The 16025-nt window shown below is 62.9% G+C and carries 14 protein-coding genes; 5 read left to right on the top strand and 9 right to left on the bottom strand.

The genetic code is table 11. The features are described 5' to 3' along the window. Nucleotides 1-31: 31 nt before the first annotated feature. Both BM193_RS16990 and BM193_RS16995 read left to right on the top strand, forming a co-directional pair. Nucleotides 32-3628, top strand: coding sequence for an indolepyruvate ferredoxin oxidoreductase family protein (locus BM193_RS16990; RefSeq protein ID WP_254786293.1), 3597 nt, complete (start codon nt 32-34; stop codon nt 3626-3628). A 155-nt stretch (nt 3629-3783) separates the two neighbouring features. Continuing rightward, a complete protein-coding gene (locus BM193_RS16995; RefSeq protein ID WP_092798667.1) occupies nt 3784-5241 on the top strand; it encodes an ATP-binding protein in 1458 nt (485 codons plus the stop codon). Between the two features lie 7 nt (nt 5242-5248). Here the strand turns inward: BM193_RS16995 and BM193_RS17000 are convergent, their stop codons facing one another. After that, complete coding sequence (locus BM193_RS17000; RefSeq protein WP_092798668.1) at nt 5249-6259, bottom strand: substrate-binding domain-containing protein; 1011 nt, start codon at nt 6257-6259, stop codon at nt 5249-5251. 434 nt (nt 6260-6693) lie between these two features. On the opposite strand from BM193_RS17000, the gene BM193_RS17005 reads away from it, so the two are divergent. After that, a complete protein-coding gene (locus tag BM193_RS17005; RefSeq protein ID WP_139176185.1) occupies nt 6694-7026 on the top strand; it encodes a hypothetical protein in 333 nt (110 codons plus the stop codon). Nucleotides 7027-7033: 7 nt separating this feature from the next. Here the strand turns inward: BM193_RS17005 and BM193_RS17010 are convergent, their stop codons facing one another. After that, the gene (locus tag BM193_RS17010) at nt 7034-8089 is read right to left on the bottom strand and encodes an MBL fold metallo-hydrolase (protein WP_092799181.1); all 1056 of its coding nucleotides are present in this window, start codon (nt 8087-8089) and stop codon (nt 7034-7036) included. 157 nt (nt 8090-8246) lie between these two features. Between BM193_RS17010 and BM193_RS17015 the strand changes: the two genes are divergently transcribed. Then, a complete protein-coding gene (locus tag BM193_RS17015; protein WP_092798670.1) occupies nt 8247-8870 on the top strand; it encodes a TetR/AcrR family transcriptional regulator in 624 nt (207 codons plus the stop codon). On the opposite strand, the gene BM193_RS17020 is transcribed toward BM193_RS17015, so the two are convergent. Together BM193_RS17020 and BM193_RS17025 are read right to left on the bottom strand one after the other, a co-directional pair. Next, nucleotides 8843-9940 (bottom strand): WD40/YVTN/BNR-like repeat-containing protein, encoded by a 1098-nt coding sequence (locus BM193_RS17020; protein ID WP_092798671.1) that lies wholly within the window; start codon nt 9938-9940, stop codon nt 8843-8845. The genes BM193_RS17015 and BM193_RS17020 overlap by 28 nt on opposite strands. A gap of 1 nt (nt 9941) precedes the next feature. Next, a complete protein-coding gene (locus tag BM193_RS17025; protein ID WP_092799183.1) occupies nt 9942-10211 on the bottom strand; it encodes a MoaD/ThiS family protein in 270 nt (89 codons plus the stop codon). Nucleotides 10212-10314: 103 nt separating this feature from the next. Here BM193_RS17025 and BM193_RS17030 point away from each other — a divergent pair, with 103 nt between their 5' ends. Then, entirely contained in the window at nt 10315-10626 is a 312-nt protein-coding gene (locus tag BM193_RS17030; protein ID WP_092798672.1) for a hypothetical protein, read from the top strand. Nucleotides 10627-10647: 21 nt separating this feature from the next. On the opposite strand, the gene BM193_RS17035 is transcribed toward BM193_RS17030, so the two are convergent. The 5 genes from BM193_RS17035 to BM193_RS17055 form a co-directional block, all read right to left on the bottom strand. Continuing rightward, nucleotides 10648-12327 (bottom strand): outer membrane protein assembly factor BamB family protein, encoded by a 1680-nt coding sequence (locus BM193_RS17035; RefSeq protein WP_092798673.1) that lies wholly within the window; start codon nt 12325-12327, stop codon nt 10648-10650. Nucleotides 12328-12428: 101 nt separating this feature from the next. Further along, complete coding sequence (locus tag BM193_RS17040; protein WP_092798674.1) at nt 12429-12731, bottom strand: 2Fe-2S iron-sulfur cluster-binding protein; 303 nt, start codon at nt 12729-12731, stop codon at nt 12429-12431. Nucleotides 12732-12740: 9 nt separating this feature from the next. Next, nucleotides 12741-13892 carry a Gfo/Idh/MocA family protein gene (locus BM193_RS17045; protein WP_254786294.1) on the bottom strand — a complete coding sequence of 384 codons (1152 nt, stop codon included), beginning with the start codon at nt 13890-13892 and terminating at the stop codon, nt 12741-12743. 9 nt (nt 13893-13901) lie between these two features. Then, on the bottom strand, nt 13902-14954 hold the full coding sequence (locus BM193_RS17050; RefSeq protein WP_092798676.1) for a sugar phosphate isomerase/epimerase family protein: 1053 nt from the start codon (nt 14952-14954) through the stop codon (nt 13902-13904). A 93-nt stretch (nt 14955-15047) separates the two neighbouring features. Continuing rightward, a complete protein-coding gene (locus tag BM193_RS17055) occupies nt 15048-15989 on the bottom strand; it encodes a substrate-binding domain-containing protein (RefSeq protein WP_254786312.1) in 942 nt (313 codons plus the stop codon). Between the last annotated feature and the right edge of the window lie 36 nt (nt 15990-16025).

Genomic DNA, 16025 nt, shown 5'->3' on the forward strand with positions numbered 1-16025 from the left:
CGCTATCTGAAACACCCTTTTGGAGACAGCCATGTCCGTGACCACGGAAAACGGCTCCGCAGCGTTCGCTAGAAACGCCGGTGCCGCGCCATCTACCCCCCTGCAGCCTTCCCGTTTGACCAGCGTCAGCCTCGACGATAAATACACGGCCACGTCCGGCGCCATCTTCCTGTCCGGCATCCAGGCCCTCGTGCGCCTGCCCATGATGCAGCGCCTGCGCGACCAGGCCGCCGGCCTGAACACGGCCGGCTTCATTTCCGGCTACCGCGGCTCGCCCCTGGGCGGCCTCGATGAAAACCTGTGGAAGGCGAAAAAGCAGCTGGAAGCGCACCACGTGCAGTTCGTGCCCGGCGTCAACGAAGACTTGGCCGCCACGGCCGTCTGGGGTTCGCAGCAGGTGGACCTGATCGGCCCGGCCAAGTACGACGGCGTGTTCGCCATGTGGTACGGCAAGGGCCCGGGCGTGGACCGCTGCGGCGACGTCTTCAAGCACATGAACCATGCGGGCACATCCAAACTGGGCGGCGTGCTGCTGGTGGCCGGCGACGACCACGGCGCCTATTCGTCGACGCTGCCGCACCAGTCCGACCACCTGTTTTCCGCCTCGATGATCCCCGTCTTGTATCCGTGCAATGTGCAGGAATACCTGGACCTGGGCATCCACGGCTGGGCCATGTCGCGCTTTTCCGGCTGCACCGTGGCCTTCAAGGCGCTGGCCGACACGGTCGAATCGTCCGCGTCCATCGACGCCGATCCGTTCCGCGTGAAAGTCAAGATTCCGCAGGATTTTCAGATGCCCGAAGGCGGCCTGAACGCGCGCCTGTCCAGCATCCCGCTGGGCCAGCAGGCGCGCAACCAGGAAGCGCTGATGCAGGACTACAAGATCTATGCGGCCCTGGCCTACGCGCGCGAAAACAAGCTCAACCACACCACCATCGACAGCCCGAACGCCAAGCTGGGCATCATCGCCTCCGGCAAATCCTACCTGGATGTGCTCGAAGCGCTGGAAGAGCTGGGCATCGACGAGCAGATGGCGGCCGACGTGGGCATGCGCCTGTTCAAGGTGGCCATGCCGTGGCCGCTGGAACCGGACAGCGTGCGCGAATTCGCGCAGGGCCTCGATGAAATTCTCGTCGTCGAAGAGAAGCGCCAGATCGTCGAATACCAGCTCAAGGAACAGCTGTACAACTGGCGCGACGACGTGCGTCCGCGCGTCATCGGCAAGTTCGACGAGAAGGGCGAATGGGTGGCGCCGCGCGGCGAATGGCTGCTCACCTCGAAGGCGGACTTTTCCGTTTCGCAAGTGGCCAGAGTCATCGCCAGCCGCATCGCGCGCCTGATTTCCGACCCCGTCACCTGCGACCTGATCAAGGCACGTTTGAGTTTCCTCGACGCCAAGGATGCGGTGTTAAAGAAAGCCGTGAACACGCCGTTCCGCCCCGCGTTTTACTGCTCCGGCTGCCCGCACAATACGTCGACCAAGGTGCCGGACGGCAGCCTGGCGCTGGCCGGCATCGGCTGCCACGTGATGGCCACGTCGATCTATCCGGAAATGAACAAGCTGACCACGCACATGGGCGGCGAAGGCGCGCCGTGGATCGGCCAGGCCGCATTTTCGGAATTGCCGCACGTGTTCCAGAACCTCGGTGACGGCACCTACTTTCATTCCGGCTACCTGGCCATCCGCGCCGCGCAGGCGGCCAAGGTGAACATCACCTACAAGATTCTCTACAACGACGCCGTCGCCATGACGGGCGGCCAGCCCGTGGACGGCCTCATCACCGTACCGATGATGGCGCAGCAGGTGGCGGCCGAAGGCATCGCCCGCATCGCGCTGGTGACGGAAGATTTATCGCGCTACAGCGACCGCGGCAACCTGCCCGCCCACCTGACCTTGCACGACCGCAAGGACATGGATGCCGTGCAGCGCGAATTGCGCGAGGTGCCCGGCGTGTCCGTGCTGATCTACGACCAGACCTGCGCCGCCGAAAAACGCCGTCGCAGGAAAAAAGGCGAGTATCCCGATTTGGCCAAGCGCATGGTCATCAACGACGCCGTCTGCGAAGGCTGCGGCGACTGCGGCGTGCAGTCGAACTGCGTCTCGATCCTGCCGAAAGAAACGGAATTTGGCCGCAAACGCACCATCGACCAATCCTCGTGCAACAAGGATTACTCGTGCGCCAAGGGCTTCTGCCCCAGCTTCGTCACCGTCGAAGGCGGCAACCTGAAAAAGACCAAGACGGGCGCCAGTAAAGCGGGCGAGACGGACAACTTCGGCCCCCTGCCGGAACCCCAATTGCCCGCTTGCGACGCGCCGTACAACATCCTCATCAACGGCATCGGCGGCACGGGCGTCATCACCGTGGGTGCCCTGATGGGCATGGCGGCGCACCTGGAGGGCAAGGGTGCCTCCGTGCTGGACATGACGGGCATGTCGCAAAAGAACGGTTCCGTCACTTCGCACGTGAAAATCGCCGCCTCCCCCGCGCACATCCGCGCCCAGCGCATCGCCACGGGCGAGGCGGACCTGATCCTGGGCTGCGACATGCTGACGGCCGGCGCGCAGGATGCCGTGTCGAAAATGCGTCCGGGCCGCAGCCTGGCCGTCGTCAACCTGCACGAACAGCCGCCGGGCACGTTTGCGCAAAATGCCGACTGGCAATACCCGACGGCGGAAGTGCGCCAGCTGATCGAGGAATCCGTGGGCGGCGCCGATGCGGCCGACTTCATCGACGCCACCAAACTGGCCACCGCGCTGATGGGCGATTCGATCGCCGCCAACCTGTTCATGCTCGGCTACGCCTGGCAAAAAGGCCGCATTCCCTTGAGCGAAGCGGCCCTGCTGCGCGCCATCGAATTGAATGGCGTGGGCATCGAATCGAACAAGAAAAGCTTTTTGTGGGGCCGCCGCGCCGCCGTCGACGTGCGCCGTGTCACGCAGATCGCCACGCCGTCGCAAGCGATCATCGTGCAAATGCCGCAAAGCCTCGACAGCGTCATCAAGAAGCGCGTGGAATTCCTCACCGCGTATCAAAACGCCGCGTATGCGGATGGCTACCTGACCCTGGTCAAGCAGGTGCGCGACCGGGAAAACACCCTGGGACTGGGCCAGAAGCTGTCGACGGCCGTGGCGAAAAGCTACTTCAAATTGCTCGCCTACAAGGACGAATACGAAGTGGCGCGGCTGTACACGGACGGGCGTTTCGTGGAGCAATTGCAGCAGCAGTTCGAGGGCAACTTCTCCGTGAAATTCAACCTGGCGCCGCCGCTGTTCGCCAAGAAAGATGCCAAGGGGCATCTGGTGAAAGCGGAGTTCGGTTCCTGGATGTGGCGCGCCTTCCAGCTGCTGGCGAAAGCCAAGGGCTTAAGAGGCGGCACCTTCGACATCTTCGGTTATACGGCCGAGCGCAAGATGGAGCGCGCGCTGATCGTCGAATACCGCGAACTGCTGGCGGGACTGCTGGTCAACCTGACGGCGGACAATTTGGCCACCTGCGTGGAACTGGCGTCCTTGCCCGAGAAAATCCGCGGCTTCGGCCACGTCAAGGAAGCGGCCGTCGCCACGTATCGCCAGGACAAGGCGAGATTGCTGGCCAAGCTGGCGGACGGCAGCAAGCACGCGGCGTAAGACTTCAAGGTAACTCTGTAATACAACGCTGTCAGGTGGCTTGCCTGGCAGCGTTTAATTCACTATCCTGATCCTGCCATTTATTTCACTCGCTTTATCACACCAGAAAAACGACAGACGCAAAATAACCATAAAAATCAGCCACTTACAATCACATGGTAAAACATTGGGTCGTCCAGGCAATAGCGCTGCTTAAGTCCAGTCGGGATCCCGTGCCCCATGAGGTCAATGAACTGGACTGGAAACTATCGTTGTCCGGCAACAAAGAGCGCTTAATCGAACATCTGATCGCCTTCTCCAATTGTCCGCGCGGCGGCTATATGGTCTATGGCATCGCAGATGCTGGAGCTGCGCTGATGGGAGTTGAGCAAACTCAAGTTGAAGAAACCATTTTGCAGTTGACCAATCTGGGCCGCGATGCAGTTGAGCCGCCTCTTATCCTCGACCATGCAGTAGTCGAATACGACACCGTTCCTTTATTATTCGTTTATATCCGTGAACAAGCAGACAAGCCCGCACATCGCAGGGGCAAGAGTATTGAAGAAACATGGATAAGATCGGGTGGCACAAGCCGTAAAGCATCTCGATCGGAAGTTGGTGCACTCATGCTCAACAGCCATGCTCCCCGCTGGGAGGAACTACGAACGACACCCCTGCTTTCTGCCGATGAAGTCATTGAACATCTCGATCTGGCGACCATTTCCAAACTCTTGCAACGCCCTCTTCCTGACGACAGCTTTGAGCTGATGCGCTGGCTGGAGGAGGAAAATATGGTCATTCCCGATGGCAGCGGCTACTACATTACGCATTTCGGTGGTATCTCAGCAGCGCGTGAGTTGGAGCACTTCACGCACCTCAGTCGTAAACGTATTCGCGTCATCCGTTATAGCGGCACCAACAAAGTCGACACAATTGATGAAGTTCGCGGCAACAAAGGCTATGCAGTGGGTTTCGAAGGCTTGATCGGCTATCTACTGCGCGTCCTGCCACATTCGGAAGTGATCCAGCAATCCCTGCGTGAGCAAGTTAGCCTCTATCCTGAAATTGCGCTACGCGAATTAATCGCGAATGCCTTGATCCACCAGGATTTCAACGTCACAGGCGCTGGCCCTACTATAGAAATCTACGACGACCGCATCACCTTCACCAATCCGGGGACACTGCTGCCAAGCAAGCGCCTTGACCGTCTGATCGGTACGACACCAGAGTCACGCAATGAATTGCTGGCATCCAAATTTCGGCAATATCGGATCTGTGAAGAAAGGGGTACGGGATTCCAAAAAGTGGTCTCGGCCGTCGAGTTATTCGGCATGCCACCCGTCCTCTTCACGCCACTGGAAAATGGTTTCCAAGTCACCTTGTACGCGCCAAGACAGTTCGCCGACATGGCGCAGGTCGAGCGCGTGGAAGCTTGCTATCAACATGCCGTTTTGCAGTATTTTTCCAGCCAGACATTGACCAATACCACCTTGCGTACCCGCTTCAAGGTCAGCGAGCGCCAGCGCAATCAAATCACCAACTTGATCGCCGATGCTGTCGCAGCGGGACGCATCAAGCGCAAAGACAGCACCAGCGGCAATAAATTCGCGGAATACGTCCCATACTGGGCATGAGCTGATGTCAATCCGCGCAGCGCCCCACCGTCGCCCCTGGCAACAGCACCGGTTGCCAGATTTCCTGCAAGCGTTCCGGTGGCGTGCCGGCCAGCAGGGATTGCAGCATCTCGATCATCTTGGCGCCGGCGCGGCGCAGGTCGGGCTGGTCGATGGTGGTGACGTTGATGCCGATCAAGGTGTCTTCCACGTTGCCCCAGACGATGACGGAGATGTCCTTGCCGATCTCGATGCCCGCGTCCATCAAGGCGCGCACCACGCCCACGCCGGACAGGTGGTTGTCGACGATGACGGCCGTGGGACGGGGCGAGCAGGCCAGCAATTGCTGCATGGCCTGGTAGCCGCTGCGGCGGTCCAGCGAGTTGTCGAGCAGATAGCGCGGATCGGCCTGCAAGCCCGCTTGCGCCATGCAGCGGATGAAACTTTCCTTGCGCTCCAGCGCGAAATGCAGATCCAGCGGCGCACTGAGCAGGGCGATGCGCTGGTGGCCGTGGGCCGCCAGGAAGGACACGGCCAGGTCGATGCCCGTGTCGTTGTCGTAGTCAAAATACGCGTACGGCGCGTCGATGCGCGTGCGGCCATTCGCGACAAAGGGAAAATCCACCTTCGTCAAATACGCGATGCGCTCGTCAACCACCTTGGTGCGGCCCACCACCAGGCCATCGACCTGGCGGCCGCGCACCATGGTTTCATACGACGGCTGTTCGTTCTGCGGCGAGACGGGAGCGATGATCAGGCTCATCTTCGACGCTTCGACGGCGTCGGACATGCCATTCACCACGGAAAGAAAGACGCTGTCGCCCAGGTCGCTGGGCAGCAAGGGATAGATCATGCCCAGCACATTGGTGCGGCCGACGGCCAGGCTGCGCGCCAGCGGGTTGGGCCGGTAGCCCACCTTCTTGGCGGCGGCCAGGACGATTTCACGGGTGCGGGAATTGACTTCCGGATAGCCGTTCAACGCCCTGCTGACCGTCGTTTTCGACATGCCGAGGGCAATTGCGAGGCTCTTGAGATTCATTATTAACTACCTGTCTGTATGGCAAAAGAAACCAACTCTGACCGTCAATTATAGCTCAGAGCGCCAAACAGACCGCGCATTACCGTGCGCCTAAATGGTAAATAAACAACAACACATTGACATTCTTGAAAGTTGATTTGGCGGCCGGCCATTTGTGCCATGGCCTTCACGGGGCAGCGGCGATGGCAGACTGGCAATGACTAGCAGCGACAGCGGGCACTCACTTTGACCAGCGTTTCACCCGCCTCGGCAAGCCGCTCAGGCCATGCCAGCCGCGCACGATAAAATTATCAAGAAAGCATAATTAGCTGGAACTGTGCGAGAATTTGTCCTACTCTTGATTCAGGTAAAGATTACCTGCAGACATGTCGCGCCCCCGGCCAGCACTCCTCCTCTTGCGCGCACGCTTGGGCATACTTTCAAAGGTGAACAATGTGGTATCGCTAACGTCCGTCAATCAGTTGCAGGCATCGCTGGCCACGGCGCAGCGCCGGGTCGAGCAGGGGCAGAACCAGGTGCAGCGCGACAGTGAACAGCTGGCGCAAAGTCGTCAAGCGCTGGCGCGGGAACAGGAAACCTTGAGCCAGACGCAGCGCAGCAGCCAGCAAGCCCAGGCCAGCGCCCAGCCCGCCGTCCAGGCGCCGCGGCTGGACCAGGCCATCCAGGTGGCCGTGCCGCAGCAAGCCGCGCCAGCCGCCCCGAAAAGCACGCCACAGCTGAACAGTTATGGCCAGACCCTGGGCCGCCTGATCGATGTGACGGCGTAAAACCGGCCTACTGCGCCATTTCCTCTTCCAGCATCGCCAGCCACCATTTTTCGCCTTTCTTCGGCTGCGCCAGCTCGACCGCTTCGCCCATCTGCGGCGTGGCCAGGTTCACGCCCTGTTTCGCCGCCAGCGCCGTGATGCGGTCAAACGGTTCATGCCAGGCGTGCAGCCCCAGGTCGAACGTGCCGTTATGCACGGGCATCAGCCACTTGCCGCGCAAGTCCAGGTGCGCCTGCAAGGTTTCCTCCGGCTGCATGTGCACGTCCGGCCACAGCTTGTCGTAGGCGCCCGTCTCGATCATGGTCACGTCGAAGGGACCGTACTGGTCGCCGATCTGCTTGAAGCCATCGAAATAGCCGGAATCGCCGCTGAAAAACACGCGCACCTCGGGCGCGTCGATGACCCACGATGCCCACAGCGTCTGATTGCCATCAAACAAGCCGCGTCCCGAAAAGTGCTGCGACGGGGTGGCGACAAGTTTCACGCCCGCAATCGTCGTGCCCTGCCACCAGTCGAATTGCCGCACCCTGGCGGCCGGCACGCCCCATGCGACCAGGGTGTCGCCCACGCCCAGGGGCGTCACGAAATGCTCCGTCTTGGCGGCCAGCTGCAGCACGGCGGCATGGTCGAGGTGGTCGTAATGGTCATGCGACAGGATGATGGCCTTGATCGGCGGCAAGTCTTCGATACGGATGGGCGGCTGGTGGAAACGCTTGGGGCCGGCCCACTGCACCGGCGAGGCGCGCTCGGAAAACACGGGGTCCGTCAGGAAGAATTCGTTGTTCAGCTTGAGCAGCAGGGTCGAATGCCCGAGGCGAAACAGGGTGTTGTCGGGCGCGGCCAGCAGTTGCGCCCGGGTCAAGGCGTGCACGGGCACGGCGGCGGCCGGCACGGTGCTGTCTGGCTTGTCAAAGAAAAAAGTCCACATCAGCTTGAGCGTTGCCGCCGTACCCAGCTTGTGCATTTGCACGGGATTGCGGAACTTGCCTTCGTGGCGTTGCGGCGACAAGGTTGCGGAAGAAACGGACGCCGCAGGCTCGGCGCGCAAGGTGCAAGAACTCATGATGATCAGGACTCCCAAGAATAAGATGCGGTGCAAGTGCATGTGCGGCCCGGTGAATAAAATACAAGGATTAAATTACACTACACAGTGTAGTTCCAATTGCGAGCAAAGTAAACCAGGAGGTGTAAAATATTGTTTTCAAAGGAGATTTTCAGTCATGGCCTCACCGCAACGCCTCACCGACCGCAAGCGCGTCGCCATCGTCGATGCCGCCATCGCCGAGTTCCGCGAGCACGGTTTTGATGCGACCAGCATGGACAAGATCGCCGCCACGGCCGCCGTTTCCAAGCGCACCGTGTACAACCACTTCCCCAGCAAGGATGAATTGTTCGCGGAAATTTTGCAGCGCATGTGGGAAAGCAGCATGGCCCAGCCTGCCGTGCCGTATGTTGCCGACCAGCCCCTGCGCCCGCAGGTGCTGGCCCTGGTGGAACAGAAAATGGCCTTGTTGTGCGATCCGGCCTTCATCGACCTGGCGCGCGTGATCTTTGGCGAAACCATCCACTCGCCCGCGCGCGCGCAAGCCATGGTGACGCGCCTGAATGAAAAGGAAACGGGCCTGAATATCTGGATCCGCGCGGCGCAGCAGGACGGGCGCATCAAGGCGGGCGAGACCTTGGAAGTGGCGCACCTGTTGATGTCGCCTTTGAAGACCTTTGCCTTCTGGCCGCAGATCACCCTCGGTGAGCCTCTGCTGGGCCCGGCACGCGGGCGCGAAGTGACGGAACTGGCCGTCGATATCTTCCTGTGCTACTACGGCGTGGCAAAACAGACGGCATAAACGGGCGGCAAGTGGGCAGACACGGTCTGCCAATGCTCGCCGCCATCGCCCGAATACCAGGCGCCGCCCGTCGTCGACGCCATCAATAGACTGCGCCCATCGTCGGCCAGCGCCAGCCCGTGGCGGTACACGAGGTCGTAGCAATGCTGCTGCGGCAATCCCGCGCGCAACACCTCGAACGTTTTCCCGCCGTCGCGCGTGCGCGTCACGGCCAGCGCGCCATCTTGCGGGATGCGCAGCACGTCCGCCTGCGCCGGCACGAACCAGGCCGTGTCGCCATCGCGCGGATGCACGGCCACGGCAAAGCCGAAATGCGACAGGGGCGCCGTGGTCACCTCCTGCCAGTGCCAGCCGGCGTCCTGCGAGCGCCAGATGCCGTTATGGTGCTGGCACCACAGCGCGTCGGGCGTGCCGGCGCTGCGCACGATGCGGTGCGGGTCTTGCACGGCCTCGTTTTCATCGAGCTCGGGCGGCATGTAGTCGGCGCGCATGCCCGTCGCGCTCAAGGCCCAGCTGGCGCCGCCATCCTGCGTTTGCCACACGCCGCCGCAGGACACGCCGACCAGCACGGTATTGCTGTCGCGCGGATCGACGCAGATGCTGTGGATGCCGGGCACGTCGTAGCCGCCGCCAAACCACTGCGCCCGCTGTGGCACGTTCCACAGCGCATCGACCAGCTGCCAGCTGTCGCCCCGGTCGCCTGAACGGAACAAGCCGCCAGGCAGGGTGCCCGCCCACAGCACGCCGGGCTGGTCCGCGCCGCCGGCCGCCAGCGACCACACCTGCCGCAGCGTCCAGTCGATGGCATCCGTGCTGCCCTCCGGCTTGGCGGGATAGGCGGGCACGGCGACTTCCTGCCAGGCGCTGGCGCCCGCATCGAGGCGGTGCAGCTTGGCGCCGAAGTGCCCCAGGTTCAGGGCCGCGTACAGGGTGCCGTCGCGGCCGTCATGCAGCAGCATGGAGACGGGATCGCCGGCGAAGTGCGCCAGCGCCAGCTGCCAGGCACCGTCATCGCCCACGTCGAACTGGAACAGGCCCTTGCGGGTACCCAGATACGCGCGTTGTCCCATCTCACCCTCCGGAAAGTGCTTGCAAGATATACACCTGGCTGTCCGGCCGCAAGACGTCGTCGAGCTCTCGCCGCTCGCGGCAGCGAACGCCATCGATGAAGACCACCACATTGGGACGCAGGCCGCCTTGCTCGTCGAGCACATAGCCGCGCAGGCGCGGCTGCCGCGCGAAGGCTGCGTCCAGCGCGGCGCGCAGGCATGGCGCCGCCACGTCCATGGTGGGGACGTCCATAAAGCGTGCCAGTTGCCGGGTAAAATGCAATTGCGCCATGCTGCCCTTCGACGTCATCGGCCTGCAGTCATTCTAGTCCGCTTTGCGGACGATGCAATGGCACATGCCCTACAATGCAGCCAAGCACACAAGGAGGCCAGGCATGACGATTACCCCGGAAGAATTAGCGGTGCTGATGCAGGAAGTGGAAGTGGCCGACCCCATCGACTTTGCCGACCTGCCCTTCAACGAGCAGGAATTGCGCGGGCTGATCGCCAACCACCTGTGCGAGATGGCCGACGCCATGGAGAGTTTTACGCCGGAAGACCGCAACCTGGCCCTGCTGGCCGTGGCGGCCAAGCTGGTGCTGGAAAACCTGGTCTTGCACGTGCAGCTGCTGCGCCGCCACGGCCTGCCCGTCAGCGACAGCGTGGAGGCCCTGCTGCAGCGGCTGCGGGGCGGCAACCAAACCTAGCGGGCCACCGCCCCGCACCGGCTATTGCACGTTGATCGCCGTCACATAGCCGATATTGCTGCCATAGACACCTTGCGCCGAGCGGATATACAGCACGCCATTGCGCGACAGCGACAGGGTGCCGCTCAGGCGATAGGTCCATGCCGCCTGGCGGCTGGCCAGGTCGAGCGCATGGGTGTTCCTGCCACCCGCCACGAACAGCAGGTTATTGGTCACGATCAAGTCGCCATTGAGCACCTCTTCGCCCACGCTGGCCAGCGGCCAGGTCCACAACACGGCGCCATCGCTGACGTTGCGCGCCTCGATCACCTTGCCGCTGTCGTTGCCGACATAAATCACGCCACGGGCCACCACGGGCTGCGTGGTGAAGCGGCCGTTGACCGTCCAGCGCACGCTGCGGCTGCCCGCATCGACCAGGCTCAGGCTGTTGTCGACCGCCTTGCCCGGATACGGCCGCTGGTTCAGCAGCAGCACGGTGTTGTCATCGACCAGCACGGGCGCCTGGCGCAAGGAACTCTTGCCGGTGCCGCCGACTACCTGGCCCGGCACGGCCACGCTGAAGCGCTTGCTGCCATCGGCAATATTGAAGGCCGTCAAGGTGCCTGCCGCATTGCTGTACACGGTGCTCGCAGACACGGCCGGCGTCCATTCGTCCACATTGTTCAGCTTGGGCAAGTCTAGGCTGGTCGACCAGCGGTTCTGGCCCGTCGTCGCGTCCAGGCTGATCACGTCATTATTGCCGCCGAGATAGGCATTCCCGCCGAACAAGGTCGGCGCCGTCATCGGCGAGCTGGCGACCAGCACGCCGTTGGTATTGGGCTGCCTGGCTGCGGCCAGCCGGGCACCGGACAGCGCATCGAAGGTCGAGGCATCGTTGACCCCCGCCATGACCAGCCGGTTGCCGGACACGCCAGGCGCGCCCGGCACGTAGTCCAGCTTCAGCTCCGTTTGCCACGTCGCGGCGCCGTCCGTTTCCGATAGGGCCGACAAGCGGTAGGTGTAGAGGTATTTGAATCGCTCGGCCGTGTCGTCTATCGCCAGTTCTTCATTGAAATACACGAGGCCATTCGCCGCGACCAGCGGGCTGATGCTGGTGCTGGCGCCGCTGGCGTTGACAGCGCCCTTCCATGACCAGCGGCGCGTGAATTTGCTGGCGTCGAGCGTGACGGGCACGTAAGCCGTGTGCGCCGCATTGCCGTTGTAGCCCTCCCAGTCGGCGGCACCGGACAGCGGGCGCAGGGGCGACAGCGTGCCCTTCATGCCTGCCACCGTGATGCTGTAGCTGGCCGTGCGGGGCTGGTAATTGGGCGTGCCGGGGAAAGGGCTGACGGAGACGGCAAAGTCCACCGTCCCCGTGTACGTGCCTTCGGCCAGGCCCGGCTTGACGCTGAAGTCCATCAGCCAGGAACCATCGGCCTGCTTGATGCGGTTGACGGTATCGAAGACCTTGGCGCCGCCGGCCGGCTTTTCCTCCCACAATGGACGCTGGTCCGTCACCTTGGCGTACAGCATCACCGTCGCCTGGACCTTGTTGCAGGTTTCACCGGGCTGCTGCACGCAATTGAGACTGACCTGCGACAAGTCCATCGCCTGTTCCGGCGATTCGCCCCCGCCCCCGCCGCAGCCGGCCAGGGACAGGACGCCAAGCACGGTCATCGGGTATGCAGCGGCCCGCAGCCGCGCTTTCAAGAAAGTAGTCATGCCATGTCCAAGTTGAGTTTCATTTCCTCCACGATAGAGGCGAGCGTGAAACTTTGGTCATCTTTATAACATGGGAATTATTGCCAAAAACTAACAAATTCTCACGGGCACAGTGACTTGCGCACGGCCCGCGCCTGCAAGGTCAGGTCGCTTTCCGCCACCGCCACGCAGGGCAGGATATAGCCGTCGAGGCGCTCATCGGGGCTGATGCCGGGCCAGTCCACCGTGTAGCGGATCTTGCCCTCAGGCATGTGGCACAGACAGGTGCGGCAGGTGCCGTTGCGGCAGGAACTGAGCAGGCGGATACCGGCCAGTTCGGCGGCAGCCAGCACGGTGGTGCCGGCCTCGGCCGTAAATTGCCAGTCTTGCGCAAGGAGAGTGATGGTAAAGGTGGACGCGCTCATGCGCCCAGTTTACCAGTCCGCCAGGGTCGTCCACTGCGCGCCAGCCGCATGGCTGCGCAGCACGGCTTCCGCAAACGCCAGGCCCGCCACGCCATCGGCCACCGTCGGCAGCCAGCGCGCTTGCTCGGGCACGGGCAAGCCAGCCTGCAGGGCGCGGATGCGCAGGGCCGCATCCAGGTACAGCTGGGCGAACGCTTCCAGATACCCCTCCGGATGGCCTGCCGGCACGCGCGTGGCGTGGCGCGCGGCCGCGCTGTCGACCCGGCCCGGACGCAGCAGCTGGCGGTTGCCGCCCTGTGGCGTGCACCACAGCTCGTTTGGCTGTTCCTGGTCGAAGTCCAGCTGCGCCTTGCTGCCGAACAGGCGCAGGCGCACCGTGTTTTCGCAGCCCGTCGCCACCTGGCTGGCCCACAGGGTACCCTTGGCCCCGTTGGCATAGCGCAGCATCACCTGCACGTGGTCATCCAGCGTGCGGTGCGGAACGAAGGTGGACAATTCCGCCAGCACCTGCTGCGGCGTCTGGCCGCTGACGAACTGCGCCAGGTGATACGCGTGCAAGCCCACGTCGAGCAGCACGCCGCCCGGGCCAGCTTTCTGCGGGTCGTTATGCCAGTTGCCCTCGCTCATCCCTCCTGCCGCGATGGCGTCGGCCAGCCAGTCCTGCGAATATTCGACCTGCACCAGGCGCAGCTCGCCAAGCTCGCCCGCCTCGACCATGGCTTTCGCATGGCGCAAGAGCGGATAGCCGCTGTAGGTATGCGTGAGGGCGAACAGCAGGTTCTTCTGCTCGGACAGCGCCGCCAGCTGTTGCCCTTCCGCCAGAGAAATGCCCAGCGGCTTGTCGCAGATCACGTGGATGCCCGCCTGCATGAACGCCGTGGCGACGGGCGCATGCAGGTGGTTCGGCGTGACGATGGCCACGGCCTCGATGCCGTCCGCCCTGGCGGCCTCCGCCTGCGCCATGGCGCGGTAATCGCTGTAGCTGCGCTCAGGCGCCAGGTGCAGCGCGGCGCCGCTGTCGCGCGCGCGGTCCGGGTCGGACGACAGGGCGCCCGCCACCAGTTCGTACTGGTCGTCGATGCGCGCCGCGATGCGGTGCACGGCGCCGATGAACGCGCCCTGCCCGCCCCCTACCATGCCCAGCCGTATGCGTCGCTGCATCTCGCCTCCCTATTTTATTCCAAGCAAATGGTTGATCTGGCCCTGGTCCACCGCGCTGCCCGCGAAGTCGTCGAACGCATGTTCGGCCACGTGGATGATGTGTTCGCGGATAAAACGCGCGCCTTCGGCGGCCCCGTCCTGTGGGTGCTTCAGGCAGCACTCCCACTCCAGCACGGCCCAGCCGGGAAAATCGTACTGCGCCATCTTCGAGAAAATCGCCTTGAAATCGATCTGCCCGTCGCCCAGCGAGCGGAAGCGCCCGGCCCGGTCCTGCCAGTCGCCATAGCCGCCATACACGCCCTGGCGCCCGTTCGGCCGGAATTCCGCATCCTTGACATGAAACGCCTTGATGCGCGCATGATAAATGTCGATGAAGGCCAGGTAGTCGAGCTGCTGCAGCACGAAGTGGCTGGGGTCGTACAGAATCGATGCGCGCGGGTGGTCGTGGACGGCGGCCAGGAAGCGCTCGAACGTCACGCCGTCATGCAAGTCCTCGCCCGGATGCAGTTCATAGCACAGGTCCACCCCGGCAGAGTCGAACGCATCGAGGATGGGCAGCCAGCGTTTCGCCAGTTCGGCGAACGCCGTTTCCACCAGGCCCGCCGGGCGCTGCGGCCACGGGTACAGATACGGCCAGGCCAGCGCGCCGGAAAACGTCACGTGGGCCGTCAGGCCCAGGCGCTGCGAGGCGGTGGCCGCCCACAGCAGCTGCTGCGTGGCCCACGCAGTGCGGGCGGCCGGATCGCCGCGCACGTGCTCGGGCGCAAAGCCATCGAACAGCGCGTCATACGCGGGATGCACGGCGATCAGCTGGCCCTGCAAATGCGTCGACAATTCCGTCACCTGCAAACCGTGGCGCGCCAGCAAGGCTGTGACGTCGTCGCAATACTGCTGGCTGGCAGCCGCCTGTTCCAGGTCGAACAAACGCGGCGCCGTGGGCAGCTGCAAGCCCTTGTAGCCCAGGCCGGCCGCCCATTGCGCCAGGTGCTCGAGCGAGTCGAACGGCGGTTCATCGCCGAGAAACTGGGCCAGGAAGATGGCCGGGCCCTGGATGGTTTTCATGTCAGTGTCCTGTTGGATAAAGCCGGGGTCAGACCCTCAATGCCGCTAACGCACAAGTCATTGCTGGCGGGCGAGGGGGTCTGACCCCAGAATTTAAAAAGGCGAGTTCGGAAAGTAGAACTGCTTGGCGTTCTCGCGCGTGATCAGCACCGAGGGGATGATCGTATTGGCCGGCAATTTATCACCTTTCAGGCGCGCTTCCGTCGTCAGCTTGATGGCGTCGTACATGAACTTGGGCGAGTACGACACGTCGGCCACGATCAGCGGGTCGGAACCGTCCATGATCTTTTTCACCGCGCCCTTCGCGCCCGCGCCGCCGAACACTTGCTTGATGTCCGTGCGCTTGGCTTGCGCGATGGCCTTCTGCACGCCGATGGCCATGTCGTCATCGGCGGCCCAGACGGCGTCGATGTGCTTGAAGCGGGTCAGGTAATCCTGCATGACCTTGAAGGCATCGTCGCGGTTCCAGTTGCCATACTTGGCGTCGAGCACCTTGATCTCGGGATGGCCCTTCATCACGGCGGAAAACGCGTCAAAGCGCTCGTTGTCCAAGGTCGTCGGCATGCCGCGCAGCACGACGAGATTGCCCTTGCCATTCAAACTCTTCGCCAGGTATTCGGCCGGCAGCTTGCCGAAGGCCGTGTTGTCGCCCGCAATGTACGCATCCTGCGACTGCGTGTTCGTCAAGCCACGGTCCACCACGGTCACGTAGACGCCCTTGTTCTTCACCTGCGCCACGGGCTGCGTGAGCGACGCCGACTCGATCGGGAAGATCACCAGGGTGTTGATCTTGTTGACCGTCAACATGTCCTGCAACTGGTTCGCCTGCTCGGGCGCCGTGGCGGCCGTCTTGACGATGATTTTCAGCCCCGGATGGGCTTTTTCCAGTTCCGCCTTGGCCTGGTTCGCCCACCAGACAATGCCGGACGTAAAACTGTGCGTGGCCGTGGGGATGGCCACGCCCACCACCAATTTTTCGGCCGCCTGCGCCGGCCCCATCGGCAGCGCCCACGCCTGCATCACCAGCACCGCCATCCCTGCTACCCGTATAAAGCTCTTCATGCTGCTCTC

Source organism: Janthinobacterium sp. 344 (assembly GCF_900112025.1).
Classification (GTDB): Bacteria; Pseudomonadota; Gammaproteobacteria; order Burkholderiales; family Burkholderiaceae_D; genus Janthinobacterium.

Bases quoted from the DNA above. Each gene is read 5' to 3' on its own strand.
- BM193_RS17045 (WP_254786294.1), bottom strand. From the start codon at position 13,892: ATGCAGCGACGCATACGGCTGGGCATGGTAGGGGGCGGGCAGGGCGCG.
- BM193_RS17020 (WP_092798671.1), bottom strand. From the start codon at position 9,940: ATGGGACAACGCGCGTATCTGGGTACCCGCAAGGGCCTGTTCCAGTTC.
- BM193_RS17000 (WP_092798668.1), bottom strand. From the start codon at position 6,259: ATGAATCTCAAGAGCCTCGCAATTGCCCTCGGCATGTCGAAAACGACG.
- BM193_RS17055 (WP_254786312.1), bottom strand. From the start codon at position 15,989: ATGGCGGTGCTGGTGATGCAGGCGTGGGCGCTGCCGATGGGGCCGGCG.
- BM193_RS16995 (WP_092798667.1), top strand. From the start codon at position 3,784: ATGGTAAAACATTGGGTCGTCCAGGCAATAGCGCTGCTTAAGTCCAGT.
- BM193_RS17035 (WP_092798673.1), bottom strand. From the start codon at position 12,327: ATGACTACTTTCTTGAAAGCGCGGCTGCGGGCCGCTGCATACCCGATG.
- BM193_RS17040 (WP_092798674.1), bottom strand. From the start codon at position 12,731: ATGAGCGCGTCCACCTTTACCATCACTCTCCTTGCGCAAGACTGGCAA.
- BM193_RS17015 (WP_092798670.1), top strand. From the start codon at position 8,247: ATGGCCTCACCGCAACGCCTCACCGACCGCAAGCGCGTCGCCATCGTC.
- BM193_RS16990 (WP_254786293.1), top strand. From the start codon at position 32: ATGTCCGTGACCACGGAAAACGGCTCCGCAGCGTTCGCTAGAAACGCC.
- BM193_RS17030 (WP_092798672.1), top strand. From the start codon at position 10,315: ATGACGATTACCCCGGAAGAATTAGCGGTGCTGATGCAGGAAGTGGAA.
- BM193_RS17050 (WP_092798676.1), bottom strand. From the start codon at position 14,954: ATGAAAACCATCCAGGGCCCGGCCATCTTCCTGGCCCAGTTTCTCGGC.
- BM193_RS17010 (WP_092799181.1), bottom strand. From the start codon at position 8,089: ATGAGTTCTTGCACCTTGCGCGCCGAGCCTGCGGCGTCCGTTTCTTCC.
- BM193_RS17025 (WP_092799183.1), bottom strand. From the start codon at position 10,211: ATGGCGCAATTGCATTTTACCCGGCAACTGGCACGCTTTATGGACGTC.